The organism is Scrofimicrobium sp. R131 (genome assembly GCF_040256745.1).
In the GTDB taxonomy this organism is placed as follows: Bacteria; Actinomycetota; Actinomycetes; order Actinomycetales; family Actinomycetaceae; genus Scrofimicrobium; species Scrofimicrobium appendicitidis.
The window spans coordinates 1,301,592-1,326,752 of the sequence record NZ_CP138335.1 but is presented as its reverse complement, the minus strand read 5'-3'; the positions used below and the strand labels follow the sequence as shown (position 1 = coordinate 1,326,752).

General features: G+C 63.2%; 25 protein-coding genes and 1 tRNA gene. 7 read left to right on the top strand and 19 right to left on the bottom strand.

Features of this window, described 5'->3' with window-relative positions; all coding sequences use genetic code 11:
- Positions 1 to 201: 201 nt before the first annotated feature.
- A tRNA-Leu gene (locus SAC06_RS06200) sits at positions 202 to 278 on the bottom strand.
- A gap of 89 nt (positions 279 to 367) precedes the next feature.
- On the opposite strand from SAC06_RS06200, the gene SAC06_RS06195 reads away from it, so the two are divergent.
- Both SAC06_RS06195 and SAC06_RS06190 read left to right on the top strand, forming a co-directional pair.
- The gene (locus SAC06_RS06195; RefSeq protein WP_350257439.1) at positions 368 to 958 is read left to right on the top strand and encodes an ANTAR domain-containing response regulator; all 591 of its coding nucleotides are present in this window, start codon (positions 368 to 370) and stop codon (positions 956 to 958) included.
- Between the two features lie 20 nt (positions 959 to 978).
- Positions 979 to 2,013, top strand: a complete 1,035-nt coding sequence (locus tag SAC06_RS06190; RefSeq protein ID WP_350259164.1) for an NAD-dependent epimerase/dehydratase family protein — start codon at positions 979 to 981, stop codon at positions 2,011 to 2,013.
- Here the strand turns inward: SAC06_RS06190 and SAC06_RS06185 are convergent.
- The 10 genes from SAC06_RS06185 to SAC06_RS06140 form a co-directional block, all read right to left on the bottom strand.
- Complete coding sequence (locus SAC06_RS06185; RefSeq protein ID WP_350257438.1) at positions 1,949 to 2,617, bottom strand: helix-turn-helix transcriptional regulator; 669 nt, start codon at positions 2,615 to 2,617, stop codon at positions 1,949 to 1,951. The genes SAC06_RS06190 and SAC06_RS06185 overlap by 65 nt on opposite strands.
- Positions 2,618 to 2,672: 55 nt before the next feature.
- Complete coding sequence (gene narI / locus SAC06_RS06180) at positions 2,673 to 3,482, bottom strand: respiratory nitrate reductase subunit gamma (protein WP_350257437.1); 810 nt, start codon at positions 3,480 to 3,482, stop codon at positions 2,673 to 2,675.
- Positions 3,479 to 4,144 (bottom strand): nitrate reductase molybdenum cofactor assembly chaperone, encoded by a 666-nt coding sequence (gene narJ, locus SAC06_RS06175; RefSeq protein WP_350257436.1) that lies wholly within the window; start codon positions 4,142 to 4,144, stop codon positions 3,479 to 3,481. Before narJ ends, narI begins: the two co-directional genes overlap by 4 nt.
- Positions 4,137 to 5,771: a nitrate reductase subunit beta gene (narH, locus tag SAC06_RS06170; RefSeq protein WP_350257435.1), complete on the bottom strand. Its 1,635-nt coding sequence runs from the start codon at positions 5,769 to 5,771 to the stop codon at positions 4,137 to 4,139. The genes narJ and narH overlap by 8 nt, the downstream gene beginning before the upstream one ends.
- On the bottom strand, positions 5,768 to 9,499 hold the full coding sequence (locus SAC06_RS06165) for a nitrate reductase subunit alpha (protein WP_412766211.1): 3,732 nt from the start codon (positions 9,497 to 9,499) through the stop codon (positions 5,768 to 5,770). Before SAC06_RS06165 ends, narH begins: the two co-directional genes overlap by 4 nt.
- Positions 9,500 to 9,520: 21 nt before the next feature.
- A complete protein-coding gene (locus SAC06_RS06160; RefSeq protein WP_350257434.1) occupies positions 9,521 to 10,882 on the bottom strand; it encodes a nitrate/nitrite transporter in 1,362 nt (453 codons plus the stop codon).
- Positions 10,883 to 11,076: 194 nt separating this feature from the next.
- Complete coding sequence (locus SAC06_RS06155; protein ID WP_350257433.1) at positions 11,077 to 12,117, bottom strand: ABC transporter ATP-binding protein; 1,041 nt, start codon at positions 12,115 to 12,117, stop codon at positions 11,077 to 11,079.
- A complete protein-coding gene (locus tag SAC06_RS06150) occupies positions 12,114 to 12,911 on the bottom strand; it encodes an ABC transporter permease (RefSeq protein WP_350257432.1) in 798 nt (265 codons plus the stop codon). The genes SAC06_RS06155 and SAC06_RS06150 overlap by 4 nt, the downstream gene beginning before the upstream one ends.
- Positions 12,898 to 13,734, bottom strand: a complete 837-nt coding sequence (gene modA / locus SAC06_RS06145) for a molybdate ABC transporter substrate-binding protein (protein WP_350257431.1) — start codon at positions 13,732 to 13,734, stop codon at positions 12,898 to 12,900. The genes SAC06_RS06150 and modA overlap by 14 nt, the downstream gene beginning before the upstream one ends.
- Complete coding sequence (locus SAC06_RS06140) at positions 13,731 to 14,126, bottom strand: TOBE domain-containing protein (protein ID WP_350257430.1); 396 nt, start codon at positions 14,124 to 14,126, stop codon at positions 13,731 to 13,733. Before SAC06_RS06140 ends, modA begins: the two co-directional genes overlap by 4 nt.
- A gap of 128 nt (positions 14,127 to 14,254) precedes the next feature.
- Between SAC06_RS06140 and SAC06_RS06135 the strand changes: the two genes are divergently transcribed.
- The 5 genes from SAC06_RS06135 to SAC06_RS06115 are packed head-to-tail and all read left to right on the top strand — an operon-like array spanning position 14,255 to position 17,970.
- Entirely contained in the window at positions 14,255 to 15,424 is a 1,170-nt protein-coding gene (locus SAC06_RS06135) for a ThiF family adenylyltransferase (RefSeq protein WP_350257429.1), read from the top strand.
- A complete protein-coding gene (gene glp, locus SAC06_RS06130) occupies positions 15,417 to 16,664 on the top strand; it encodes a gephyrin-like molybdotransferase Glp (protein WP_350257428.1) in 1,248 nt (415 codons plus the stop codon). Before SAC06_RS06135 ends, glp begins: the two co-directional genes overlap by 8 nt.
- On the top strand, positions 16,661 to 17,128 hold the full coding sequence (moaC, locus tag SAC06_RS06125; protein WP_350257427.1) for a cyclic pyranopterin monophosphate synthase MoaC: 468 nt from the start codon (positions 16,661 to 16,663) through the stop codon (positions 17,126 to 17,128). Before glp ends, moaC begins: the two co-directional genes overlap by 4 nt.
- Entirely contained in the window at positions 17,113 to 17,721 is a 609-nt protein-coding gene (locus SAC06_RS06120) for a molybdenum cofactor guanylyltransferase (RefSeq protein WP_350257426.1), read from the top strand. Before moaC ends, SAC06_RS06120 begins: the two co-directional genes overlap by 16 nt.
- 3 nt (positions 17,722 to 17,724) lie before the next feature.
- Complete coding sequence (locus tag SAC06_RS06115) at positions 17,725 to 17,970, top strand: hypothetical protein (protein ID WP_350257425.1); 246 nt, start codon at positions 17,725 to 17,727, stop codon at positions 17,968 to 17,970.
- Here the strand turns inward: SAC06_RS06115 and moaA are convergent.
- From moaA to SAC06_RS06075, 8 genes are all read right to left on the bottom strand, one after another.
- Entirely contained in the window at positions 17,967 to 19,001 is a 1,035-nt protein-coding gene (gene moaA / locus SAC06_RS06110) for a GTP 3',8-cyclase MoaA (RefSeq protein WP_350257424.1), read from the bottom strand. The genes SAC06_RS06115 and moaA overlap by 4 nt on opposite strands.
- On the bottom strand, positions 18,983 to 19,435 hold the full coding sequence (locus tag SAC06_RS06105) for a molybdenum cofactor biosynthesis protein MoaE (protein ID WP_350257423.1): 453 nt from the start codon (positions 19,433 to 19,435) through the stop codon (positions 18,983 to 18,985). The genes moaA and SAC06_RS06105 overlap by 19 nt, the downstream gene beginning before the upstream one ends.
- Positions 19,425 to 19,931: a MogA/MoaB family molybdenum cofactor biosynthesis protein gene (locus tag SAC06_RS06100; protein WP_350257422.1), complete on the bottom strand. Its 507-nt coding sequence runs from the start codon at positions 19,929 to 19,931 to the stop codon at positions 19,425 to 19,427. Before SAC06_RS06100 ends, SAC06_RS06105 begins: the two co-directional genes overlap by 11 nt.
- Before the next feature lie 137 nt (positions 19,932 to 20,068).
- Entirely contained in the window at positions 20,069 to 20,245 is a 177-nt protein-coding gene (locus SAC06_RS06095; protein WP_350257421.1) for a hypothetical protein, read from the bottom strand.
- Positions 20,246 to 20,766: 521 nt separating this feature from the next.
- Complete coding sequence (locus tag SAC06_RS06090; protein ID WP_350257420.1) at positions 20,767 to 21,660, bottom strand: carbohydrate ABC transporter permease; 894 nt, start codon at positions 21,658 to 21,660, stop codon at positions 20,767 to 20,769.
- On the bottom strand, positions 21,657 to 22,559 hold the full coding sequence (locus SAC06_RS06085; RefSeq protein WP_350257419.1) for a sugar ABC transporter permease: 903 nt from the start codon (positions 22,557 to 22,559) through the stop codon (positions 21,657 to 21,659). The genes SAC06_RS06090 and SAC06_RS06085 overlap by 4 nt, the downstream gene beginning before the upstream one ends.
- Before the next feature lie 11 nt (positions 22,560 to 22,570).
- Positions 22,571 to 23,848 carry a sugar ABC transporter substrate-binding protein gene (locus SAC06_RS06080; RefSeq protein WP_350257418.1) on the bottom strand — a complete coding sequence of 426 codons (1,278 nt, stop codon included), beginning with the start codon at positions 23,846 to 23,848 and terminating at the stop codon, positions 22,571 to 22,573.
- A gap of 252 nt (positions 23,849 to 24,100) precedes the next feature.
- Positions 24,101 to 25,141 carry a LacI family DNA-binding transcriptional regulator gene (locus tag SAC06_RS06075; protein ID WP_350257417.1) on the bottom strand — a complete coding sequence of 347 codons (1,041 nt, stop codon included), beginning with the start codon at positions 25,139 to 25,141 and terminating at the stop codon, positions 24,101 to 24,103.
- Positions 25,142 to 25,161 lie beyond the last annotated feature (20 nt).

The following is a 25,161-nucleotide window of genomic DNA, read 5'->3' as shown; positions in this document are numbered from 1 at the left end:
GCACTCCACAAAAGTCGGTGAGGAAGGACACATTTGCCTGATACTCTACCGGAAAAGTGTCTTTGGTCATGGGCGGCCGCCCTTGATCTGCTTCGCAGTGAGCGAACAGTGGCCGCCGGGCCCAACGGGCTGGGTGGGAGCGGAAAAAGTTGCCAACCCCCGAGAGGGCCGGCCAAATCGTTGGTCGGATGCAGAGGACACTGGTACCCCGAGTGGGATTCGAACCCACAACAAGCCGGGTTTGAGCCGACCGCCTCTGCCAGTTGGGCTATCGGGGCAGCGCCTCCGCGAAGTCAAAGACACCAACGCAGGCACCATCTAAGGATAAGATACTTACCAGTACGCTGACAAACTAAGGAAGAGCATAATGACCAAGGAATCGGTGGATACCAAGCGGGTACTTGTTGCCGAAGATGAGACTCTTATTCGCTTGGATATTGTGGAGACCCTGCGGGGCGCCGGATACGAAGTGGTCGGGGAAGCCGGTGACGGCGAAGAGGCAGTGAAGTTGGCGCTTGAGCTTGAACCCGATCTGATCGTGATGGACGTCAAGATGCCGAAGATGGACGGGATCACGGCCTCCGAAGAGATCCTGAAGGAGATCTCCTGCGCCGTGGTGATGCTGACTGCTTTCTCGCAGACCGAGTTGGTGGAGCGCGCGTCCGAAGCCGGGGCCATGGCTTACGTGGTCAAGCCGTTCGGACCGGCCGACCTGATTCCCGCGGTTGAGATCGCACTGTCGCGCTACTCGCAGATCGAGTCGCTGGAAGATGAGATTGCCGACCTGGCCGAGCGGCTGGAAACCCGCAAGCGGGTAGACCGGGCCAAGGGACTCCTGATGGAAAAGATGGAAATGAGCGAACCGGAAGCGTTCCGCTGGATTCAAAAGACCTCGATGGATCGTCGCCTGTCAATGCGGGAAGTGGCGGACGCGGTGATCGACCAGGTTGCCGAATGAGGTGAGCAGCTACGTCACCACTGTGGATTGTCACCGGAGCCGATGGATTCTTCGGCAATAACCTGATCCGCATCCTGGTTGAGCGGGGGGAGCGAGTCCGCGCCTGTATTTTGGGCGAGGAGCGGCCCCCCGCTTTGCCGTCGGGCGAGACCGCCCAGATCGACGTGCTGGATCCGGAGACGCTGGACCGTGCTTTTGCCGCGGAAGGAACCCGCTACGTTGTCCACGCCGCCGGGATCGTCAGCATCAACGGTCGGGTGACCGAGCGGGTCCACCGGGTCAACGTGGAGGGAACCGCCAACGTGGTCGAGGCCTGCCGGCGGCAACAGGTGGACCGCCTCGCCTACATCTCTTCGGTGCACGCGATTCCGGAACCCACCGACGGCTCAACCATCGTGGAGACCGAGGTCTTCGACCCGAACCTGGTCCACGGCGAGTACGCCCGAACCAAGGCGGAGGCCACCGCCCTGGTGATGGGAGCCACTGATCTGTGGCGGGTGGTGCTGCACCCCTCGGGGATGATCGGCCCCAACGTCTACACCGATACCCACCTGACCCGGCTGATTAGGGACGCCGCCACCGGTGCCCTGACCGCGGTGGTGCCGGGCGGCTACGATTTTGTCGACGTTCGCGATGCGGCCCAGGGGGCGATCGCAGCGCTGGAACGGGGAGAGAGCGGGCGCAACTACATCCTGTCGGGGCACTACGCCACCGTCAATGACGTGGTGCGCCAGGTGGCCGAGCAGGTTCACCGGCGCCGGTCGCTCCAACTGCTGCCGACCTGGTTCGCAAAAGCAGCAGCGCCGCTCGCCGAACTCTACTACCGAATTCGGGGAACGGCGCCGCTGTATACCAGCTATTCACTTCACGCTCTGGGGGCACCGGCCAACTTCTCTCACCGGCGGGCAACCGAGGAGCTCGGGTACCAGTCCCGGCCTTTGGCCGACACGGTGGCCGATACGGTCCGGTGGTTCCAGGCCCAGGGACAGCTTAGGTCTCCTGAAACTCAACCCCGCAGTAGCCGGTTCCGGAGAAAGGACAGAGTTTGGCGCTGAGCCGGCCGTTTGAGGTCGAGCTGACCACCTGCTGAATCATCCCGTGATGGATTTCGCAGATCAGACTGGGCTCGGCGTCCTCCCGGTTGTCCACCAGCGGGCACTGATGCAGTTCGATGACGTGGTCGTCCTCGCTGCCGGTGGCCTGAAAGCCAAGGCGCGACATCAGCAGCCGCAACTTGGTGATGTGAACCGGGTACTCTGCCTGTAAGGCCTCTCGCATGGCCTGGTGATCGGGAACCTGCTGGTCCTCCAGAATCTGCGATCCCCAGTGTGCTCCGAGCTTCCGAGCCGCCTCGACCGGATCCGGAGAGGTCCGCTCCAACTGTTCGGTCAGGGCGTACATCAGCGAGGCGAACCCCTCCATCACCAGTTGCGCATCGGCGGCCGCCCGAGCTTCGTAGAGCCAGGACGGCCGTCCGCGCTTCTCGGTTTCTTCTGCCCGCCGACTAACAAGGTCCAACTTGAGGAGCTGAGCCAGAACGCCACGGATGGTGTTTCCGTGCAGGCTGAGTCGCTGAGCCAGCTCTTCCACCCGGAGCGGGTCGGGAGACTTGGCCAGCTCCTGCAGGACCTGGTGCTGCGTGGGGGTCAGTCCCGCCACGACAGATATCGTTTGCGATATTGCACGCGGTTGCTTTGTCACGGGCATTTACCTACTAACGGTCGCTGACCTTCTGCATGTGTTCTACCTTGTGGCCGGTCCGCTTGCGCTTGCGCACCTGCTCCGAGGTAGTGGGAATCGGCTCCCATCCGCGAGCGACCGCAGGCCGACCGACCGTGGTTGCCCGAGAGCGGTACACCATGTAGGGCCGGGCCGGGTACAGCACCGGGGGCGCTACCGCGTGAACCAGTCGGGTAAATGGAAGCATAGCAAACAGCAGGAACCCGGCGATAATGTGCAGCTTGAAGACCAGGGGCACATCCACCATCAGGGCAACATCCGGCTGGAAGTAGAACAGCGAGCGGAACCAGGGGGAGATGGTCTCCCGGTAGTTGTAGCCGCCCGGATCGCCGAAAATCTGCGTCAGGACTGTCGCCGATGCGCCCAGGGCGATCGGGATCAGCAGAAAGATGTACATGACGATGTCGCCGCGCGAAGTGGCGAAGCGAACCGACTTGTACTTGAACCGACGGATCAGCAGGCCAATCAACCCGACAATCGCGACCGCGCCCGCCAGCGAGCCCATCACGACCGCGACCAGGTGGTACATGTGCTCGCTGACGCCAACCGCCTCGGTCCAGCTGGCCGGAATGACCAGGCCTCCGAAGTGCCCCAGCACCACGAAGAGGATGCCAAAGTGAAACAGCGGAGAGCTGATCCGCAGCCAGGTGCGTTCGTAGATTTCGGACGACCGGCTGGTCCAACCGAACTTGTCGGTGCGCCAGCGCCAGATGAGACCAAGGATCAGCGTCGCCAAACAAACGTAGGGGAAGATGATCCACAGGAAAATATCGAGGGCACTCATTGGTGACTCCTTGTGGGCCAGGGGGTGGACAGTTGGGCGCCAACCATTTCGGTGGGCGGGCCCTGGGTAACTAGGCGCTGGAAGCGCTCGTACGTGTCGGCATCTACTTCCGGCAGGGTCCGCGCGAGGGCGTCGAGCAGGTGTCGGTAGGGGGACTCGGCCTGGTAGAGCGCCGAGCGCATCACTTCGATCCCTTCCCGGTGCGAGGCCAGCAACTCCCAGACGAGGTGGTCCCCGCTGAGAGCCGACAGCTCCAGGATCACCGGCAGGTAGTCGTCCAGTTCATCCCGGTCCAGCTCGTAACCAAGAGCGGTGAGGAACTGGCGGAATCCCAGAATGGCGCTGCCCCGGAGCCGGGTGTCCCCGGCCACGTAGTAGGACAGGTAGAGGGCGCACCGGCGCTGCTGGTCGAAAATATCGACGTAGTGCGAGCGCACGTCGCGTTCTCCGGCCTCCTGTGCCCAGGCCACGAACTGGTCCAGGTCCGCCTGGATTGGGGCGGGCAAGTCCACCGCGGCGGCGAGCGCCTGGTCGAACTTCTCACCCGGATAGTCGAGCAGCACCGAGAGCAGCATGTGGGTGGCCCGCATCTGCTCCGGCGTGCACGGGGTGGTGTCGAGCGGCACCAACGCGGGTGCGCTGACAAACCGGGCCTTACTCATGTCGGCCTCCGTGGGGGTCCCAGGTGCGCAGGTCGATATAAACCGGCTCGCGCACGTCGCCGCCACCACCAGCCGCTCCACAACCGGGGCTGCCGTAGCAGGCCGCGGGAGCGCCCGAGCCGGGGCCAACGCCGCCCTTGGGCATCGAGGCGGGCTGGTTGCCCAGGAACGCCTCGTCGTTCAGCGACTCGGTGTCGATCCCGAGCTCGGCCATCCGCGGGGCCGGGGCCGAGGACGACATCGGAATCACGTACCGATCGTCGTACTTGGCAATGGCCAGCAGACGGTACATGGCCTCGAGCTCTTCCCCGGTCATCCCGACGGCTTCCGCCGCTTCGGTGTTCGGCTCCATGCCCAGGTTGATGTTGCGCATGTAGGAACGCATGGCGGCGAGGCGGCGCAGGGCCAGCTCGACCGGCTTGGTGTCACCGGCGGTGAGCAATTCGGCCAGGTAGTCCAGCGGGATCCGCATCTTCGACAGGGTGGTCAGCAGGATTCGGTGATCTTCGGCGTCCGCCCCGGCGGCCGTCACGGCGTCCACCACGGGGGAGAGCGGCGGGACGTACCAAACCATCGGCATAGTCCGGTACTCGGGGTGCAGGGGCAGGGCGAGGCGGTAGTCCTTGATCAGGGCCAGCACCGGGGACTCCTGGGCCGCGGTGATCCACTCGGCGCTGATCCCGCTGGCTTCAGCCGCGGCCACCACCTCGGGATCGCGCGGGTCCAGCAGGATATCCAACTGAGCCTCGTACAGGTCCTGCGGATCCTCGACCGCAGCGGCGTCAACCACCCGGTCGGCGTCGTACAGCATGACACCCAGGTAGCGGAGCCGGCCCACGCAGGTTTCCGAACAGATGGTGGGCTCGCCCACCTCCAGGCGCGGGTAGCACAGGGTGCACTTCTCGGCCTTGCCGGTCTGGTGGTTGAAGTAGACCTTCTTGTAGGGGCAGGCAGACACGCACATGCGCCAGCCCTTGCACCGGTCCTGATCCACCAGGACGATGCCGTCCTCGGTCCGCTTGTAGATCGCGCCGGAGGGGCAGGCCGCCATGCAGGTGGGGTTCAGGCAGTGTTCACAGATCCGAGGCAGGTAGAACATAAAGGACTGCTCGATCTCGGCCTTGACCTTGGTGGAGATGTTGTCCAAGATTGGGTCGTCCTTCAGGACCTGCTCGCCACCGCCCAGGTCGTCATCCCAGTTCGGGCCCCAGCTGACCTTGTCGATCGGCTCGCCGGTGATCTGCGAAATGGGACGGGCCACCGGGAAGTGCTTGGAGTCCTTGGGGGCCGAGAGCAGCTTGTCGTACTCGTAGGTCCAGGGCTCGTAGTACTCCTCAATTTCCGGCAGACGCGGGTTGGCGAAGATGTGGGACAGCACCTGGAGGCGGCCGCCAGAGCGGGGGACCAGCTTGCCGTTGGCCTTGCGCTTCCAGCCGCCGTGCCAGCGGTCCTGATCTTCCCAGCCCTTCGGGTACCCGCCGCCGGGGCGGGTCTCCACGTTGTTGAACCACATGTACTCGGTGCCGGACCGATTCGTCCACGTCTGCTTACAGGTGACGGAACAGGTATGGCAGCCGATGCACTTGTCGAGGTTCATCACCATCGCAATTTGGGCCATAACTCTCATTGGTAATCAACCTCCTGGCTGCGCTTGCGGATCAGCGTCACTTCGTCGCGCTGGTTGCCGGTGGGCCCGACATAGTTGAAGGCGTAGGAATGCTGAGCATAGCCACCCACCAGGTGGGACGGCTTGATCATGATCCGGGTCAGGGAGTTGTGAATCCCGCCGCGCTTGCCGGAGGTCTCCGACAGCGGGGTACCCATCGTGCGTTCCTGCGCGTGGTACATGTAGACGGTGCCCTGGGGCATCCGGTGCGAGACGATCGCCCGGGCTACCACCACACCGTTCCGGTTCCAAGCTTCGATCCAGTCGTTGTCCTCGACTCCGACCGTCTGAGCATCCTGGGGGCTCATCCACACGGTTTGGCCACCGCGGTTCAGGGTCAGCATGTGCAGGTTGTCGAAGTACTGGGAGTGGATCGCCCACTTGTGGTGCGGGGTCAGGTAGCGAACCGCTACGTGGACTCCGTCCGCCGTCTTCCCGGTCGACCCCACCGCGGCCTCACCGTAGAGGTGGTGCAGGTCGAGGGGTGGCCGGAAGATCGGCATCGACTCGCCGATGTCGCGCATCCAGTCGTGATCCAGGTAGTAGTGTTGGCGCCCGGTCAGCGTGTGGAACGGGCGACCCCGTTCGATGTTCTGCACGAACGCGCTGTACCGGCGACCACCGTGCTCGGATCCGGTCCACTCGGGAGTGGTGATGACCGGCTGGGCGCCCTTGGACTGCAGCAGGCCGATGGTAATCAGCTTCTCCTCGTCCCCGGCTGCCAGGTCGGCCAACTCGGTTCCGGTCCGCTTCTCCAGGTCCTCGAACCCGGTGGTGGCGAGGCGGCCGTTGGTGGCGCCGGAGAAGTGCATGGCCATGTCGGCCGCCTTCTTCGCCGTGTCGAGCAGCGGGCGGCCGGTCGGGGCCACGCCGTTCAGGTGCCGGAGCTTTTCCACCTCGATCGTCGGGTCGTACTTGACGCCCTTCGTCAGGAGCCCAACCTTTTCGGGGAGGGGACCCATCGAGTTGAAGCGCAGTGCCAGCTGCGTGTAGTCGCGTTCTGCCACGACCAGCTTCGGCATCGTCACCCCGGGAATCAACCCCACCTCGTCCACGTTCGGAACGATTCCGGCCGGGTTGGCATACTCGTCGGGGGTGTCGTGGGAAAGGGGCACCGGGATTACGTCGGTCTGCTTGCCGAGGTGGACAATGGCCATTTCCTGGACCTTCTGGGCCAGCTGTTGGAACACCTGGAAGTCGGTCAGGGCCTCCCACGGCGGATCGATAGCCGCATCGAACGCGTGGATGAAGGGGTGCATGTCGGTGGTCGACAGGTCGTCCTTCTCGTACCAGGTGGCCGCGGGCAGCACGATGTCGGAGTAGAGGGTGGAGGAAGTGTTCCGGAAGTCCAGGGTCAGCAGCAGGTCCACCTTGCCGGTGGCGGCGGCCTCGCGCCAGACCATGCTCTCGGGCCGACGATCCTCGGGCACCTCTTCGGCGGTAGCGGCCGAATCGGACCCGATCATGTGCCGGTAGAAGAACTCGGCCCCCTTCGCCGACGAGCCCAGCAGGTTCGTCCGCCACGAGGTCAGCACCCGGGGGAAGTTCTCCGGGTTGTCCGGGTCTTCACAGGCGAAGGAGAGCTCGCCCTTGTTCAGCTGATCGACGATCCACTTCGCCGGCTCAACCCCGGCCTCGCGGGCCTCCTGGCCCAGCAGCAGGGTCGACTTGGAGAAGGTGGGGTAGGAGGGCATCCACCCGCGCTTCATCGACTCGACCAGCGTGTCAGCAGTGGTCTTGCGCTCCCAGTCGCCTTCGGCCAGCGGAGACATGATCTTCTGGGCCGGAGTGCCGTCGTAGCGCCACTGGTCGGTCAGCAGATACCAGAAGCCGGCCGCGATCATCTGCCGGGGCGGACGGTGCCAGTCCAGCGCAAAGGCGTACTGGGCCCAACCGGTCAGCGGACGAACTTTCTCTTGACCCACGTAGTGGGCCCATCCGCCGCCGTTGACGCCCTGGGTGCCGCACATTGAGGTGAGGGCCAGGAAGGTCCGGTAGATGGTGTCCGAGTGGTAGAAGTGGTTGGTGCCGGCGCCCATCACGATCATGGAGCGGCCCTTGGAGTCGATTGCGTTCTGGGCGAACTCGCGTCCAACCCGTTCCGCGGCCGCCGGGGGAACCCCGGTGAACTGCGACTGCCAGGCGGGGGTGCCCGGCTCGTCCATGTCCTCGTAGCCGGTGGGCCAGGAGCCGGGCAGTCCCGGACGGGACACGCCGTACTGGGCCAGCAGCAGGTCGTAAACCGTGGTTACGTACTCGTCGCCCAACCGGACGGCGGGAACGCCGCGGTGCATGACGCCCGCGCCGAGGTTCTCCTGATCTGAGGCGGCCGGCAGGTCGAACCGGGGAAGGAGGACCTCAACGCCCTTGGCCCGGTCCACCTCGGACAGGGTCAGGAACGGGTTGATCCCCTTCATCTCCAGGTTCCACTTGCCCTGGCCGGATTCACCGTAGTGGTCGGCCAGCGTGCCGCCCGGATCGGCGATCCCCTTGGTGCGGTCCCACACCAGGGTGCGGAACTCGGCATGTTCAGTTTGGGGCAGGTTCGGGTCCGCCACCGGTACGGCGGCATCCAGGTGGGCCAGGTCCGCAGCGGTGAGGAACTTGCTGGGAACGAAGGCGCCATCCTTGGCCTTCAGCTTCACCAGGAACGGGGAGTCCGTGAACTTCTTCATGTAGTCCAGGAAGAACGGCTCTTTCCGGTCTACGTGGAACTCTTTCAAAATCACGTGGCCCATGGCCGTGGCGAGGGCGGCGTCGGTGCCGGGAGCAATCCGCAACCACTCGTCCGCGAACTTGGTGTTGTCCGCGTAGTCGGGGGAGACCGCGACGACCTTCTGGCCGTGGTAGCGGGCTTCCGTCATGAAGTGGGCGTCGGGGGTCCGGGTCTGGGGAATGTTTGAACCCCACATGATCAGGTAGCCGGAGTTAAACCAGTCGCCCGACTCGGGCACGTCGGTTTGGTCTCCGAACACCTGCGGGGAAGCCATCGGGAGGTCCGCATACCAGTCGTAGAACGACAGCATGGTGGCGCCCATCAGCTCGTAGAAGCGCGAGCCGGCCCCGTAGGAGATCATCGACATTGCGGGGATAACGGAGAACCCGGCCATCCGGTCCGGCCCGTACCGCTTGGAGGTGTACACGTGGGCGGCCGCGGAAATCTCCAGCGCCTCATCCCAGTTGCATCGCACCAGGCCACCCTTGCCGCGGGCCTGCTTGTAGGCCTTGGCCTTGGCGGGATCTTCGACGATGTCGCGCCACGCCAGGACCGGATCCTTCAGCCGAGCCTTGGCCTCCCGGTAGTAGTCCAGCAGGACGCCCCGAATATAGGGGTAGCGGACCCGGGTGGGCGAGTAGGTGTACCAGGAGAAGGCGGCGCCACGGGGGCAGCCGCGCGGCTCGTACTCGGGGAAGTCGGCCCCGGTGGAGGGGTAGTCCACGTTCTGCGTTTCCCAGGTGATGACGCCGTCCTTGACGTACACGTTCCAGGCGCATGAACCGGTGCAGTTCACTCCGTGGGTGGAGCGAACCGTGCGGTCGTGGTTCCATCGCTGGCGATAGAACACGTCAGCTTCCCGTCCTCCTTCGAGGAAGAGCTGGCGGGCATTTACGTCCGTGGTGGTGGGACGCAGGTAGGAGCCCAGCTTCGCCACCATCGCGGGGAGAGTGTCCGGAGATTTGTTGCTCATTATTACCTCTTGTCTCTGTGGTTAGCCGGGGAAAGGAGCCCGGGGACGCGCGTAGTAGATCCACGCGAGCACCGTGCACAGTGCGAAGTAGATGGCCGCACCAATCATGAAGCTCTGCGGCGAAGTCATGGTCAGAGCCACCCCGACAAAGAAGGGCCCAAACGAGGCGATTGCCGCAGTCCAACCAATCACGCCGCCCGCCTGACGGGGGCCCATGATCATTGGCATCTGCTTGAAGGTTCCGGCGTTGCCAAGGCCGGTGAAGAAGAACATCACCAGCATGGCAAACAGGAACGGATAGAAGTCGGACGGGCTGTTGGCCCGCAGGTAGAAGGCGGCCACGACCGCCGAGACGGTCATGCCGGCCCCGCCAATGAACGTCCAGATCGCGCCACCGAAGCGGTCACAGAGCGGGCCCCAGGCGGCTCGAACTGTTGACCCGATCAGCGGCGCCAGGAAGGCGAACGAGGCGCCGAGCGGGAGGGTGGAAACGTCGTACTGGCCAGAGGTGGCGAAAACGGAGTCTTTCCCAAACGTCGAGTTGATGATCAGGGCCAGCTGGGCGGAGAAACCGGCGAAAGCGCCGAAGGTCATGATGTAGATCAGGGTCAGCAGCCAGGTGTTCTTGTTGCCGAAGATGTCCATCTGCTGACGGAAGTTGGCCTTGACCGGAACGTTACGCAGGTAGATGAAAGCCAGGACCGATGCCAACACGGCCCACGGAACCAGGACAATGGCGGCGTTGAAGACCCGGAGGGGACCGCCGTGCGTGTCGACCGGGGTGATCCAACGGATACCCAGCAGGCCAAAGCCCATCACCCAGGGACCCATGAACTGAATCAGGGAAACGCCGAAGTTGCCGATCCCGGCCTGCAGGCCGAGGGCGGTTCCGGACTTGCGCTTGGGGAAGAAGTACCCGGTGGAGGGCATGTAGCCGGAGAAGCAGCCACCGCCGATCCCGGTGAGGGCGGCCAGTACCAGCAGCCACCAGTAGGGCGTGCCCGGGTTCTGGATCGCGTGGAACCAACCGAACATGGGAATGACGAACAGAAGCGACGTGTAGCCAATCAGGTTCCGCGTCCCGATCAGGGGCGGCAGGAACATGTAGATCAGCCGGATCAGGCCGCCGGAAAGACCCGGAATGGCCACCAGCCAGTAGAGCTGGTTTTGGGAGAGGTCGAAGCCGATCTCATTGAGTTTGGGGGCGATTGCGCTGACCAGGTACCAGACGCAGAATCCAATGGTTAGGGAGAAGGTGGAGACGGCTAGGGTGCGCCATGCCAGTTTTGAGTCCCACTTCTCGGGGTCTTCCGGGTTCCAGTCGTGCAGATCAAAACGGCTTGCTTTCTTGGGTTTGCCAGCTGCTGCAGTAGTTTGGTTCATCGAGATCCCTCGGTTGTGCTGAGTAGACGTTGATCCACCATGATTATCACGAGGGGTCTGTGAAATATTGGTCTTCCTCAAAATGGCGAGATTTCGCGATTTATTACCTGTGGCTCCAGCGGGTCATCCGTCCCGTCTACGCGTTTTCCGTCACGAAACGTTTGTTTAAATACCAATCCGGTGACAGATGTTGGTTAGTAGACGCGCAGGTCCGCCGGGTTGACCCAGACCTCTACTTCAGCCCCGGGTTGAAGCGGCTGGCGCCAGTACTCAGGTGGAGTGAGGTGAATAAATAGGGTCTGCGGCCGTTCCACGCGCACGACGTAGCCCCCGTCAAACGCGTCGACCTCGCGCACGCGGGTGGACCAGCTGAGGCGACCGGGGGCCGGCTGCAGGAACAGCGACTGCGGGGCCACCGTGACGGTCACCCGCCCGGGCGCCGCAGGAGTGGACGCCAGCATCAGCGAAACCCCGTCGTCCAGTTGAAGCCTGCCTTCGGGGTCGAGGGTGGCGGGCAGAGTGTTGGTTCCAACGAAGTGAGCCGCGAACCCGGCGGCGGGCCGCTCCCAAAGGGAGGTGGCGGAGCCGTGGAAGCTGACGCGGCCATCCTCCAGCAAGAGCACCCGATCCGCCAGGGCCAGGACGTCAGCCGGGGAGTGAGAAATCAGGAGGGTGGTGACCGAGTGGGTGGCCAACTGCTCCGCGAGCACCCGCCGAAACTCACTGGCGCCCGTCACGTCCAGGGCGGCGGCCGGCTCGTCCAACAGCAGGAGCTGCGGGTCAGCGGCCAGGGCCCGGGCCAGGGCCACCCGCTGGCGCTGACCGCCCGAGAGCTGATCGGGTCGACGCTCGGCCAACTCGCTCAAGTTCAGCTCCTCCAACCAGTGAGACAAAATGACATCCCGGTTGGGGAGGCGCTGGTGGCGGGGGCCAAACAGGATGTTCTCGGCCACGGTCAGGTGGGGAAAGAGGCTGGCGGACTGGGGGAGGAGGACGGCGGAGCGCTGGTGGGGCGCCAGGCTCAGTTTGGTCTCAGCCTGAGCCAGCCAGCGGTCGCCGCTCCTAATCTGTCCGGTAGTGATCGGGAGAAAACCGGCCAGAGCCTGGACCAGAGTTGTCTTTCCGGAACCGTTCGGGCCGACAATGGCGGTCACGGTACCCGCCGGGAACTCCTCGTCCAGTCGGAGTTCAAACTCGCCTCGGCGGAGGGTAAAGGACGCCTGTAGGTTACTCATTTGGCTCCTCGGCGATCCCACGACCCGGTCAGCAGCATCACCACGATCGAGGCGCCCATCAGCAGGATGGCCAGGGCGGTGGCGGCCGAGGCGCTGACCCCGCCTCCATTAAATGCGGTGTAGATGGCGAGGGGCATCGTCTGTGTCACTCCGGGTCGGTTGCCGGCAAACAGGGCGGTGGCCCCAAACTCGCCTAGGGCGCGCGAGAACGACAGGACCGCTCCCGCGACCAGGCCGGGCTTCAGCAGGGGAACGGTGACGTGCCAGAAGACGGCGGCCGGGGTGGCGCCCAGGGAGGCGGCCACCATCTCGTGTTCGGGAGAAATGGTCCGAGCCACCCCCTCAACCGTGATCACCATAAAGGGGAGGGCGACGAAAATCTGCGCCACCACTACTGCGGGGGTGGTGAAGCCCAACTGGAACCCGAACAGGTCGTAGAGCGGCCCGCCCAGCAGACCGCGCCGACCAAACAGCATCAGCAGGGCCAGCCCGCCGACCAGCGGGGGCATCACCAGCGGCAGGTTCACCAGCAGGCGGATCCCGAAGGCCAAGCCCGAGGAGGAGCGGGCCAGGTAGAGAGCCAGCGGCACGCCTAGGAGCAGGCAGACCAGGGTCGTGACCAGGGCGGTGGCGAAAGAGAGTTGCAGGGCGCTTCGGGCCTCGGGAGCAGCAATGTCGCTCCCGAAGGTTTGCCAATTGGCCCCCCAGAGGAGGGCCACAATCGGCAGGAAAATGCTGGCCGCAGCTAGGGCGGCCAGCATTCCTAGGAGCAGGCGTCCCCTACGGGGCCCCAAAACCGAATTCCTTCAGGATTGCCAATGCCTTCGGGCTGAGCATAAAGTCAACGAACGTCTGCGCGGCCTCCTGGTTCTTGGAGGACTTCACCACCGCGATCGGATACTGATTGGGGTCGATCGCGGGCGTGTCAATCGCGATGATTTTGCCGTCGTTGGCCAGCACATCCGTTTGGTAGATGAAGCCGCCGTCCGCCTCGTCCGCCGCCAGCTTCGCAGCTACGGCCGAAACGTTCTGTTCCAGGCTGACGGGATCGATGGTGATGTTTTCGGACTCGAGCAGCCGGCCGGTGGCGGCGCCGCACGGAACCTCGGGGGCGCAGGTGACAATGGCGACGTCACTGCTCTCGATATCGCCGAGCTCCTTCAGCCCCGCGGGGTTGGCGGCCGGGGCGGCCAACGTGATCGAGTTGGTGGCAAAAATCTCCGGTTCACCGGCAACCTCGCCCTGTTCGGCCAGGTTGTCCATGTTTTTGGTGTCGGCGGACAGGAACACGTCGACCGGATCCCCGGCCACGATCTGCTCGACCAGGGTAGGGGAGCCGTCGAAGTTGACCGAGGCGATCTTGATGTCCGGGTGCTCCTGTTCGAAGGCTTCAATCAGGGGCTCAAACACCGATTTGAGCGAGGCGGCGGCGCTGATCTGGAGAGTGGTCGTTTCCCCGGCTGCTGGCGCGGGCGTGGACTGGGAGGAGTCGGACTGGGTTTGATCCGGCTGAGTCTGATCCGATTGGGAGGCGGGGGACGAGCAGGCGCCCAGTGACAGCGCCAGCAGGAGTGGCAGGGTTAGGAGAGCGGACTTTCGGCGGGTAGCAATTCTCACTTAGGAACCTCGACTATGACGTTGGTAGCTTTCACGACGGCGGCAGCGGTGTCGCCGACCTGCAGGTTGAGTTCTTCGACGGCTTCTCGCGACATGAGCGAGACGAACCGGAACGGGCCGCACTGCAGGTTGACCTGGGCCATCACCTGATCGGCGATGATTTCAGTCACCAGTCCGACCGCTCGGTTGCGGGCCGAAGAGCCGGCCCAGGTTGCCTGGCGTTCGGCCGGTGCCATTTCCTGGGCGAACCGGGCCAGATCGGCGCCTTCAATCACCTGGCGGCCGTGGGCGTTGGTGACAGAGGAAAGTTTGTCCGCTGCGATCCAGCGCCGGACGGTGTCGGAGCTCACCCCCAGGAGGGTGGCAGCCTCAGAGATCAGATATTGTGCCATGCCAGCGAGGTTAGCACAGCAAATGCGGCTTGAAAAAATCAAAATAGGCGCAGATGAGGTGGTGGTGGACCGTCGTGGTGGGCGGCGGCCTAGTAGAGTTGAAGGCGGAATTGTAGGAGGGGAAAGCCATGGATCTGCCTAGTTGCGAGCCGGTTCGACCCGGTGGGAACGTGCCCGGAGCTCGATACTTGCGCCAAATCAGACTTCCGGAGGTGGGACTGACCGGACAGGAGCGCCTGCGCCGGGCTCGGGTCCTGGTGCTGGGAGCGGGCGGCCTCGGCGCGCCGGTGCTGCAATACCTGGCGGCGGCGGGAGTGGGCACTCTGGGGCTGGTGGACGACGACGTGGTTGAAGAGACCAACCTGCACCGCCAGGTGATCCACGATCTCGACTCGATCGGAACCAGCAAGGTGACCTCCGCGGCAGCGCGGGTGCACGCGCAGGCGGGGGCGGAGGTGTCGATCGAAGAGTTCCCCCTCCGTCTTACGGAGGACAACGCGGCCGACCTGATCGGGCGCTTCGACCTGGTGGTGGATGGGACCGACAATTTCCCCACTCGATATTTGGTTTCCGATGTGGCGGCGCAGTTGAACGTTCCCGTGGTTTGGGGATCGATTCTGGGTTTCAACGCTCAGGTCTCGATTTTTTGGGCTCGTCCGCCCCAGGCCACCGCCGGATACACTCTGCGGGACTTGTTTCCAACGCCGCCCGCTCCCGGAACCGTGCCCAGCTGCGCGGAGGCGGGCGTGTTCGGGGCCCTGTGCGGCCAGGCCGGCTCGGTGATGGCCATGGAAGCGATCAAGCTCATAGCCGAGATTGGGGAACCGCTTTACGGCCGGGTCATGGTGATCGACGCGCTTCGGGCTCGCACCGACGTGATTGAGCTGCGGCCCGGTGGGGCCGAGGCCCGGCTCACCTTTGCTCCCAAACCCGCCCCGGAGTTGGTGCAGCTCCCGGCCTTGGAAGTGGATCCGACTCGTCACTATTTGGTCGACGTGCGCGAACCGTTCGAGTTCGCTGCCGGACACGCGGCCGAGGCCGATCTGGTTCCCCTCGGGCAAATCACCGCCGAGACCGCCGGGGGGCTGGTTGAGGAGCTAAGCCGGCGGGCCGGCGGTCGGGCCACCGTGATTTACTGTCAGCGCGGAGTGCGGGCGCGGCAGGCAGCTACGCTGCTGGCGGAAGCTGGACTGGAGCAGGTGTTTCTCCTCCAGGGCGATTACCCTGGTTGGAGTGAAAGCGGCGCCCCAACGGAGGTTGGCGCCACCCGAGAACCACTAGGAGTAGTCCATGAGTGATGCGCCCGAGAGGCGAGACCGCCAACCTAAAATCAAGATTGCTGAGTACCTGCAGCAGGTCCGGTCTCTCGCCGAACGGTTCGCGATCCAGGAGCGGGAAGAAGTCGAGCTGGCGGCCGCGCGAGGGCGGGTTCTGGCTCAGGCGATCACGGCGGGGGTCGACATTCCCGGCTTTGCCAACTCGGCGATGGACGGCTATGCGGTCCGGGCCGCGGATCTGGAAGAGGTGCCCGCCCGCCTGCGGATCGTGGGTGAGCAGCCGGCCGGTCCGGCCCGAGACGTGGCCGTCGGCGCCGGGGAAGCGGTCCGGATCATGACCGGGGCGCCCCTTCCCGCCGGGGCCGATACCGTGGTTCAGAGCGAGTTGACCGAGGAAGACGACGGGCAGGTGGTGATCGGCGAGGCCGTTCGACCCGGTGCGAACGTCCGCCATCCGGGTGAAGATGTCAGCTCCGGTGAGACCGTCTTGGTGCAGGGCACGCGGCTAGCCGGGCGCCAACTTTCGGCCGCTGCGGCGGTGGGGACGAGCCGGGTCCAGGTGGTTCGCCAACCGGTCCTGGGGGTGCTCTCCACCGGAGACGAGCTGGTGCCACCGGGAGGTGTCCTCGCACCCGGGCAAATCTACGAATCCAACTCCTACTTGTTGGCCGGGCTGGCCGAAGAGAGCGGGGCGCGGGTGATCAGGCGCCACGCGGTGGCCGATCGGCCTGAAGAATTGGCTGTCGTGCTGGATGAGCTGACCTCCCAGTGCGACGCGGTGCTGCTCTCCGGGGGCGTCAGCGTCGGGCGGTTTGACGTGGTCCGCAACCTGCTGGATGGCGAAGCGGAGTCGACCTTCCACCGGGTCTCCTTGCAGCCGGGGAAGCCGCAGGGATACGCGGTCTGGAAAGGGACGCCGCTGCTGGCCTTTCCGGGAAATCCGGTCGGAGCGTTCATCTCTTTCCACGTGTTCGGGCGTCCGTTTATCAGGACTCTGACCGGCCAGGTGAACCCGCAGACGCCGCGCCGGCAGATTCGAGCCGGGGCCAGTTGGAAGTCGCCGCAGGGACGCTCCCAGTACGTTCCCGGGCGGGTGCGGTTGAACGCAGCGGGGCAGGTAGTGTTCGAGCCGACCTCGGCGCACGGGTCCGGCTCGCACCTGGTGGCCACCCTTGCTCAGGCCAGCGCCCTGTGCGTGATTCCGGCCGATGTTGAGTTCGTCCAAGCGGGACAATTGGTCGATGTGGAGGACATTCTGTGAACCTGACGCACCTGAACCGGGCTGGCGAAGTCCACATGGTTGACATCAGCGGGAAGACCCCCGGTGAGCGCGAGGCGCGAGCGAGCGGGGTAGTTCGCTGCGCCCCCGAGACGATCCAGCTGATCGAAGAACAGGCCGCGCGAAAAGGCGACGTGCTGGCGGTCATTCGGGTGGCCGGGATCCAGGGGGCCAAGCGAACCCCGGAGCTGATCCCGCTGGCGCACCCGATTGCGGTCCACGCGGTCACGATCGACCTGGAACTGACGGAAAACACCATCGAGATTGCGGCCACGGTCAAAACGGCCGATGCGACCGGGATTGAGATGGAAGCCCTGACCGCGGTCTCCTGCGCTGCGCTCACCGCCATCGACATGGTTAAAGGAGTCGACCGCGGCGCCTACATTGAGCGGATTTGGCTGGAAGAAAAGCGCGGCGGACGGTCGGGCACATGGGTGAGAGCCTGAAGTACGACGCCATCGTCCTGGCGGGCGGTCGCTCCCGGCGGATGGTGGGACGAAACAAAGTTTCCCTGCCGATTGGCGGGAAACCGCTGGTCGCCTCCGCGGTCGAGGCGGTTTCCGGAGCCGAGCGGATCTGCCTGGTGGGCCCGCGCGCCCCGCTCGACGAGGCATTGGGACCGGACTGGGACCCGCGCTGGGTCCAAACGCAGGAGGAGCCGGCTTTCGGGGGACCGGTCGCCGGGATCGTGGCCGGGCTAAACGCGCTTCGAGGGGGAAGCGCCCCGCTGGTGGCCGTGCTGGCCTGTGATTTGCCCGAGGCGCCCGGAGCGATCGAGCACCTGTTAGCCCGGATCGACGAGTTGACGGAGGATGCCCTCTGCGCCCTGGCTCCGGACGGGTACACTCAGTGGTTGCTGGGGTTCTATCGGCGTGAGTTTTTGGAGGGGCGGGCTCAGGAGATCCCCGGACGGGACCTGTCTGTGCGCCGGTTTATGGCGCCGGCTCGGGTGTCCACCGTTCCGGTGGCAGCCCGGCTGTTGCAGGACCTGGACAGCCCGCAGGACGTGGCGGAGTATCTGGCCGCCGGAAAGGACTAGATGATGGCGACGGTAAATGTGCGCTACTACGCCGGCATGGTGGATCGGGCCGGAACGGAACGCGAGAGCTATCAGGCCGACGGCCTGGCCCAGCTAAAGGATGAGGTGGTGGCGCGGCACGGAGACGGGATTGCACAGCCACTCTCAGCCTGCAGTTTCCTGCAGGGCGGGCAGGTAGTTTCCGGTGACGCCACCTGGAGTGGGGACGCGATCGAGCTGGAGGTCCTGCCCCCGTTTGCCGGAGGCTAGCCGCCGATCCGGCTCATGTTCCGCTCGGGCACCTGGAAACCGGCTTTGCCGATCAGGTGCCCGGCCTCTTTGGCCCAAGTGGCCATCCCCATTAGGTCGAGCAACTCCGCGTCGGTCGCTCCCTCCCGGAGCGGAGTCCGCAGGTCGGTCTCTTTGTCAGAGAAGAGACAGGTTCGCAACTGGCCGTCGGCGGTCAGGCGCAGCCGGTCGCAGTCTCCGCAGAACGGTTTGGTCACGGAGGCAATGACGCCGATGGTGGCCGGCCCTCCGTCCACGTACCACTGTGCCGCGGGGGCGCTACCACGCCCCGGAACCTCGGTGAGCGAGTACCGGGTGGAAAGCTGATCCAGGATCTGCTGCTGGGTAATGATGGTGGAACCATCCCAGGGGCTGTCGCCGAGCGGCATCTGCTCGATAAACCGCAGCTGATAGCCGTTGGTCAGGGCAAAGTCGGCCAGGTCCAGGACCTCGTCGTCATTCACCCCGGGAATCAGCAGGGTGTTCAACTTGATGGGGGAGAGTCCTGCATTCTTGGCCGCCTCGAGTCCCCGCAGCACCTGGGGCAGCTGGTCGCGCAAGGTGAGTGCCTTGAACCGATCGCGCCGAAGCGAGTCCAACGAGATGTTGACCCGGTTCAGACCGGCATCCTTCAATGCCTGAGCGTAGCGATCCAGCAGGACGGCGTTAGTCGTCAGGGACAGATCAATGGGCGCGCTGGGGTTCGACAGGTCAGAGAGACGCTGAACCAGTTCGGGAACGTCGGTGCGAATGAGAGGTTCGCCCCCGGTGATCCGGAACTCGGTGAAGCCGGCAAAGTGCGCGATGCTGGCAATCCGGTAGATCTCATCGAGGGTGAGAAGCTCGGATTTACTCAACCAGGGCAGGCCCTGAGCCGGCATACAGTAGGTACAACGCAGCTGACATTTGTCGATCACCGACAGGCGCATGGACCGGTGTACCCGGCCGAACGTGTCGACCAGTTGCGGATGAGTCTGTTGGCTTGGAGCCAATCTCAGGGCAGATTCGACCATTGGCTGCTCCCGTCTGCCAGAATTTGCCGCTTCCAAATTGGAGCGGTGGCCTTGATTCTTTCCACCAGCGCCGGCACCAGTTTCGAGCCGGGGTGGCGATGAGCGGTGGAGACAATTACCAGCATGGCGGGCTCACCCACCTGGACCGGTCCGATCCGGTGGATCACCACTACCCGGGCGTCCACGCCGGACCAGTCCTCCGCCAGCGTCTCCTCCGCCAACTGCGCCACTTCCCGCTGCAGCGTAGCTGACGCCTCGGGGTGGGCGCTGTACTCGATGGCAACGACCCGCTCCTGTCCTACCTGCGGATCATGGTCGCGGACGGAACCGAGGAACATGGTGGTGGCTCCGTGCTGGCTGCCGCTGGCCGCTGCCAGTTGACGAACTACGTCGATAGGTTCGGAGCTCAGCTCCACCATTAGCTCAGTGCTCAACATATCCTCCCGTGGGAGCTTCAGTCCGGTCCAACTGTTCGAAAAGGTGCGGCAGTAGGGGAACGAGGTGGTGCAGGGTGGTTTCAGCTGCATTCACGCTTCCCGGTTGAGCCACCAGCAGGGCTCGCTCCCCGGTCAACCCAACCACTAGGCGGGAAAGAGCTGCGTAGGGAGTCTGCTCCAAGGATACCTGGATCAGCAGTTGGGCCAGGCCCGGCAGCGGGGTGACCACCAAGGGGACTACCGCCTCGGGCGTGATGTCCTGGGGGGAGACGCCCGTGCCTCCGGCGGCAATCAGCAACCGGGTGCCCGAAGCGAGGGCTGCGGTGGCCGCTCCGCGAATCAGTTCCAAATCGTCCGGGACGACCACCGGATCGGGACAGGTAAGACCGGCAGCTCGCAAACCGTCAACCAGTTTGGGTCCGGTTCGGTCCGTCTCTGCGCCGCGGTAGCAGCGGTCGGAAACCACCACTACTGTTGCTGCCAAGTCGGTCATCTAGCCACCTCCAAAAAGCCTTTTTCCACAATACCACTGTGGACAAAGGTCACGGGGACCTTGGCGGGCAGATGTGGCCGGTAAAACGTGATCTATCTCTGGAAATTCCGGGGGGATCTTCGGGAGGAGACCGGGGGTTAGGCCGAATTAATCTCAATCTTGGTTTGGTCCGCGGGCAGGGGGACCAGATTGAGGGGCCGCACTCCGCTCGCCACCAGCGTCGGCCACGCCGCGGCCACCGAGAGCGTAGCGACCAGGAGGGGTAGTAGGGCGGCGAGTGGAGGCTGCCACTTGAGGATTGCTGAGCCTGCCATCAAGATTCCTGCCACCGCCCCCAGGAGGGGAATTGGTCGTCGGACAACCGCGAAGATAGACGTGCGAAGAACTGCGCTCAAATTCGCTTCGGGGCGGGCGAAGAATAGGGGAATCGTGACCAACTGTAATGCGTACCAAAGGCATGCGGCCAGGACGGCGCCGATGGCCGCTGCTTGGACCCATAGCGGCGCCTCACCCTCGAGGAAAACGACACCGCCGGTTAGCATCAAGGTAGGAGGAATCAGCACTACGAGCAGTTTGCGAGCTAATAGGCACCACCTGACGGAGCTCGCCTCCATCGTGACTTCATCTTGAAGGCGGTGCACCAAAGGACAGATAGCCAAGAGGCATGCATTGGCCAGCAGGGCGCCCGCACCCACCCCGATCCAAGGCAACAGGAAGTAAAGCAGGAGGGACAGAAGTAGTCCCACCCCTAACCCTGCGGGAAGCGTTGCCCAAGCTGCCCGCGGCAGCCGCTGGAGGATGGGGTCCACGTGTTGGAGCGAGGTGCCCATCTCAGCTAACCCTTCAGGCCGGCGGAGGCAATGCTCTCCACGAACTGCTCTTGGAAGATGAGGAAAACCACCAGCAGCGGAATGACCACCATCGTGATGGCAGCAAAGACAACCGCGGCTGGGGCCGAGCCGAATCCATTCTGGAGAGTAACCAGACCCAGAGGGAGGGTCATCTTTTCCGGGCTGTAAAGGAAGATCAATGGACCGAAGTACCCGTTCCAGGATGCTTCAAAGCTGAGAATAGCCAAGGCTGCCAGGGCTGGCTTCGACAGCGGCAGGAGCAGGCGGAACAAGATCCACCCGTGTCCAGCTCCGTCCAGCTTCGCGGCCTCGTCAAGTTCTCGGGGGATCGTCTTGAAATACTGAGTCAAGAAGAAGATTTGGAACACATTAATCAGGGCTGGCAGCCAGAGCGCTGCCAACGTGTCGACCAGGTGCAGCCCTCTCATCATGATGAAGACCGGAATGATAACTAGCTGTGCCGGAATCATCAGGGCGGACAGCATCCCAACCAGGATTGTCCCACTGCCCGGGAAAGCAATTCGGGAAAATGCGTAGGCGGCCAGTACCGAAACCAACAGCGAACCACCGGTTTGAATCACCGCGAGGACGACCGAGTTGAAGAACTGCTGCCCGAACGGCATGTAGTCGAACACGTCGGCGAAGTTCTCAAACGTGAACGGTATCGGCAGCCACTTGGGCGGGGAGGTGAAAGCCTCCGTCGAGACGGTAAAGCTGGTAGAGATCATCCAGATGATCGGCATGATCATCCAGAGCCCAAAGATCACCAGGACCACGGCCAAGATGGCGTCGCCCTTTTTCTTCCGTCGGGGCTGGGCAGCGCGGTCCAGCAGATCGGGCTGCGGGCTGTCGAACTTGAGGCGGTTTTGTAGACTCATCCTTCAAACACCCATTTCTTCCGGCCGGCAAACTGAATCAGGGTCACGATCATGACGATGACAAACACGAGGATGGCCACCGCGGCTGCGTACCCCATGTCAAATGCTTGGAATCCACGCTCGTAGAGGTACATCACGATGGTCTTGGTTGAGTTTTGCGGCCCGCCTCGCGTGATGATTTGGATTGGATCAAAAACCTGAAATGCACCGATGAAGGTAATGATGGTGGCGAAAAACAGCGTGGGTGACATGAGCGGAACGGTCACCTTCCAGAAGATTTGGCGGGTGCTAGCTCCGTCAATCTTGGCTGCTTCAACCAGTTCTCGCGGGACGGTTTGCAGCCCTGCCAAGAGAATGATGAAGGTGAAGCCGAGCGTGTGCCAAAGATCGATAAAGATGATGGCCGGCAAGGCCCAGGATGGCTCGGTAAAGAAGTTCGGAATCTTCCAACCAAGCATGGCAGCATACTGGCCGACGTATCCGAAGGTAGGGTCCAGGACGTACTTCCAGAGAAGTGATACCGCTGCCCATGAAATCAGGAACGGGAAGAAGATCGCGGCTCGGACAAAGTAGTTGGCTGCCCGGTGGATCAGGCGATTAACACCAAGGGCCAGGAGAAACCCGAACCCCAGGTGCGTCACTACCGAAGCAAGTGCGAACACAAACGTATTTCCCAGCACCTTTGGAAGGAGCGGATCAGAGAAGAGTGCCCGAAAGTTGGCGAAGCCGGCCCAGCTGGGATCGGTCAGAAGGTCCCACTTCATGAAAGCCAACACGAACGAAAAGACAAATGGTCCGGCAATGAAGACCAGAAACAGGAGCATGGCCGGGCTGGCATACAGCCAGCCGACGCGGAAATCGCGTCGGCGGCTGCGTGCCTGACCGTTTTTATCAGTCACGGCGAAAGTCCTCACTCGACGAGTGCGGCCAGTTGGTCCTGGGCGTTGTCCAAGACAGCCTGAGCGTCGCCTTGGCCCGAAATGATTGTGAGCCAGGATTCCTCCATGATCTTCTGTGCTTCGGCACCACGGTCGATCGATGGAATAGCGGTGGCCCAGCTCATTGCATCAGCCAGGCGGGTGACCTCGGCCGGGGCGTTGTCGGTGAAGTAGGAAGACTCAGCTACCGAAAGTCGCGCAGGAACGATGGTTCCACCCACACTGGCAAAGTACTCGCCCGCCTCCTTGGACATGAGGAACTTGATGAATGTCCAGGCAGCATCCTTGTTCTCGGAGCGTTCGGTGATGTTCCAGGCATCCCAGCCGACGGGGGAGCCGTGTCCGACCTTGGTGGGCCAATTGACCACCACCGTGTCATCGACGACGTCCATATCGCGGATCCCGAGCGTCACCCACCGGCCACCGTCAATCGCGGCTAGCTTTCCCTGCTTGAACGCCGAGTTGACATCAAACTGGCCGCCGGGAGCTGGAACCAGCTCTTCCTCCACCAGCTGGCGGGCAAAGCTGGCGGCCTCGACTGCTGCGGGACTGTTGAAGGTGGGCTGGGTCCAGTCGTCATTGAAGGTGGAGGTGCCGTTGGTAGTCAGCCAGGGCATGATCGCGCCAAAGTACGAGGAGGAAGCCGGCATCATAAAGGCCCCGGTCTTTTCTTTGATTTGGCGGGCAGCGTCGAGGAACTCATCCCAGGTCCAGTCGCCGTTTTCCGGGATCTCCACCCCGGCTGCCTCAAAGGTTGATTTGTTTAGATAGAGCGCCATGGTGTTGTAGCCACCCGGAATGAAGACCGTCTCACCGTTGGGGCCGGAGGCATACTTCTCGTTGAACTCTTTCAGCCTGGGGTCGATGTCTTCCCAGTACTCATCGACGTAGTCCTTGTCTTTCTCGATAAATGGATCGAGGTCGGTCAGGATCCCCTTGGATGCGAACAGACGCTGTCCTTCAGTTGCTACCTGAATGATGTCGATCTTCTCTCCGCCGGCCAACCGGGTGGCGACGGTGTTGGAGAAGGTAGCCCAGTCGCCACTGGGAATCCCCATGGCCTTGAGTTTGATGTCTGGATAATCCTTGTTGAATACTTCAAAGAGCGAGGTGAACGCTTTTTGCTGATCGGCGTCCCCCATGTAGACAAATGTCAGCTGCCCGGCTTCACCGCTCCCAAGCTCGGTGGTGGTCTCACCGCTCTGCTTTCCGTCAGATCCGCCGCAACCTGCCAGCGACGTTGCTGCCATCAGTGCTGCAGCTCCTGCAGCTGCCCAGCGCCATTTCCTGTTAAACATTTTTACTCCTGAGTCGTGCTTCGTGTGCTTTTGATTGGAGTGACTGCATCTAGATTTCGGTTCCTTCACCTGTGAAGGAAGGTGTCAAGATCGATCGAGTGGATGGATGTAATCGATTACTTCGGAGCTTAGTTTGCCTCCTCTCACCTGTCAACGGCTTCTGGCGTTTCTTGATATCTCGAATCGGTAACGCTGTCAGCGCACCTACTGATGGATGGGTCCGGTCGTTTCCCTGATTACCAGTTCGGGGGAGAGAACCAGGTGAAGTGGCTCAACCTCGGGGTTCTGATTGCGTTTCACTAATCTTTCCGCGGCGACTTTACCCATCTCGGCGACCGGCTGAGTGATGACTGAGAGTGCGGGTCGGACCATGGTGGCCCACGGGGTATCGTCGGTACCTAGGATCGAGATGTCTTCCGGTACCCGCAAACCGCTAGCTTGAACCGCTCGATATGCGCCCGCGCTGAGGGCGCCGTTGGCAGCATAGATTGCGGTTGGCCTGAGCCCTCCTCGGAGGGCATGTGCAGTTACAGCCTGAGCCTGATCAGCTCTAATATCGGTCAGCAGCGAGGAAGTGCCGTAGTTTCTGTTTTGAGAGTTCTCGTATGCGGCCTTGAAGCCTATGTACCGGTCGAAAGTGGTCGACGCAGCAGAGGGGCCGAACAGACCGAGAATGCGAGTATGGCCAAGTTTTAGCAGATGCTCTGCGGCCAGCTTGCCGGCCTGAATGTTGTCCAAGACGACGGAATCGCCTGAAAAGCCCTGCACGCGGCGGTCCACAACGATGGTCGGAATCTCCGCCTCTTCGAGGGCGCTCAGATCAGAATCTTGCTCAGAGGCCACCGCAATAATCACCCCGGACATCCGCTGGGCGACCGCGCTTCCAATGAACCTGCGCTCCCGTACCTGAAGTTCATCGGTGTTGTAGAGGACCAGGGATTGGTCCTCAAGGGAAGCAACCTCTTCGATGGCTGAGATCAGCTCGACGAAGTATGGGTTCCGGATGTCTGAGACAATGACTGCCCACAGGTCCGATCGCTGACGTCGCAAAGCGCGTCCCACCGAGTCGGGCACGTAGTTAGTGGCTACAACCGCTTCTTCAATTCGCTGCATTAGCTCCGGCCCCACTCGGCCCGAACCGGTCAGGGCTCGTGACACCGTAGCTGTAGAAACGCCTGCCGCGTTGGCCACGTCCACAATTCTGGCGCGCTTAGGGGTGGGCGGGTGCTTCTTTTGCTTGCTCATCCTTGCTCCTCAGCAGCGCG

Excerpts from the sequence above, each read along its gene's own strand:
- SAC06_RS06195 (WP_350257439.1), top strand. The coding sequence starts at position 368 with ATGACCAAGGAATCGGTGGATACCAAGCGGGTACTTGTTGCCGAAGAT.
- narI (WP_350257437.1), bottom strand. The coding sequence starts at position 3,482 with ATGAGTGCCCTCGATATTTTCCTGTGGATCATCTTCCCCTACGTTTGT.
- narJ (WP_350257436.1), bottom strand. The coding sequence starts at position 4,144 with ATGAGTAAGGCCCGGTTTGTCAGCGCACCCGCGTTGGTGCCGCTCGAC.
- narH (WP_350257435.1), bottom strand. The coding sequence starts at position 5,771 with ATGAGAGTTATGGCCCAAATTGCGATGGTGATGAACCTCGACAAGTGC.
- SAC06_RS06165 (WP_412766211.1), bottom strand. The coding sequence starts at position 9,499 with ATGAGCAACAAATCTCCGGACACTCTCCCCGCGATGGTGGCGAAGCTG.
- SAC06_RS06160 (WP_350257434.1), bottom strand. The coding sequence starts at position 10,882 with ATGAACCAAACTACTGCAGCAGCTGGCAAACCCAAGAAAGCAAGCCGT.
- SAC06_RS06155 (WP_350257433.1), bottom strand. The coding sequence starts at position 12,117 with ATGAGTAACCTACAGGCGTCCTTTACCCTCCGCCGAGGCGAGTTTGAA.
- SAC06_RS06140 (WP_350257430.1), bottom strand. The coding sequence starts at position 14,126 with ATGGCACAATATCTGATCTCTGAGGCTGCCACCCTCCTGGGGGTGAGC.
- SAC06_RS06135 (WP_350257429.1), top strand. The coding sequence starts at position 14,255 with ATGGATCTGCCTAGTTGCGAGCCGGTTCGACCCGGTGGGAACGTGCCC.
- glp (WP_350257428.1), top strand. The coding sequence starts at position 15,417 with ATGAGTGATGCGCCCGAGAGGCGAGACCGCCAACCTAAAATCAAGATT.
- SAC06_RS06120 (WP_350257426.1), top strand. The coding sequence starts at position 17,113 with ATGGGTGAGAGCCTGAAGTACGACGCCATCGTCCTGGCGGGCGGTCGC.
- SAC06_RS06115 (WP_350257425.1), top strand. The coding sequence starts at position 17,725 with ATGGCGACGGTAAATGTGCGCTACTACGCCGGCATGGTGGATCGGGCC.
- moaA (WP_350257424.1), bottom strand. The coding sequence starts at position 19,001 with ATGGTCGAATCTGCCCTGAGATTGGCTCCAAGCCAACAGACTCATCCG.
- SAC06_RS06100 (WP_350257422.1), bottom strand. The coding sequence starts at position 19,931 with ATGACCGACTTGGCAGCAACAGTAGTGGTGGTTTCCGACCGCTGCTAC.
- SAC06_RS06095 (WP_350257421.1), bottom strand. The coding sequence starts at position 20,245 with ATGGCAGGCTCAGCAATCCTCAAGTGGCAGCCTCCACTCGCCGCCCTA.
- SAC06_RS06090 (WP_350257420.1), bottom strand. The coding sequence starts at position 21,660 with ATGAGTCTACAAAACCGCCTCAAGTTCGACAGCCCGCAGCCCGATCTG.
- SAC06_RS06080 (WP_350257418.1), bottom strand. The coding sequence starts at position 23,848 with ATGGCAGCAACGTCGCTGGCAGGTTGCGGCGGATCTGACGGAAAGCAG.
- SAC06_RS06075 (WP_350257417.1), bottom strand. The coding sequence starts at position 25,141 with ATGAGCAAGCAAAAGAAGCACCCGCCCACCCCTAAGCGCGCCAGAATT.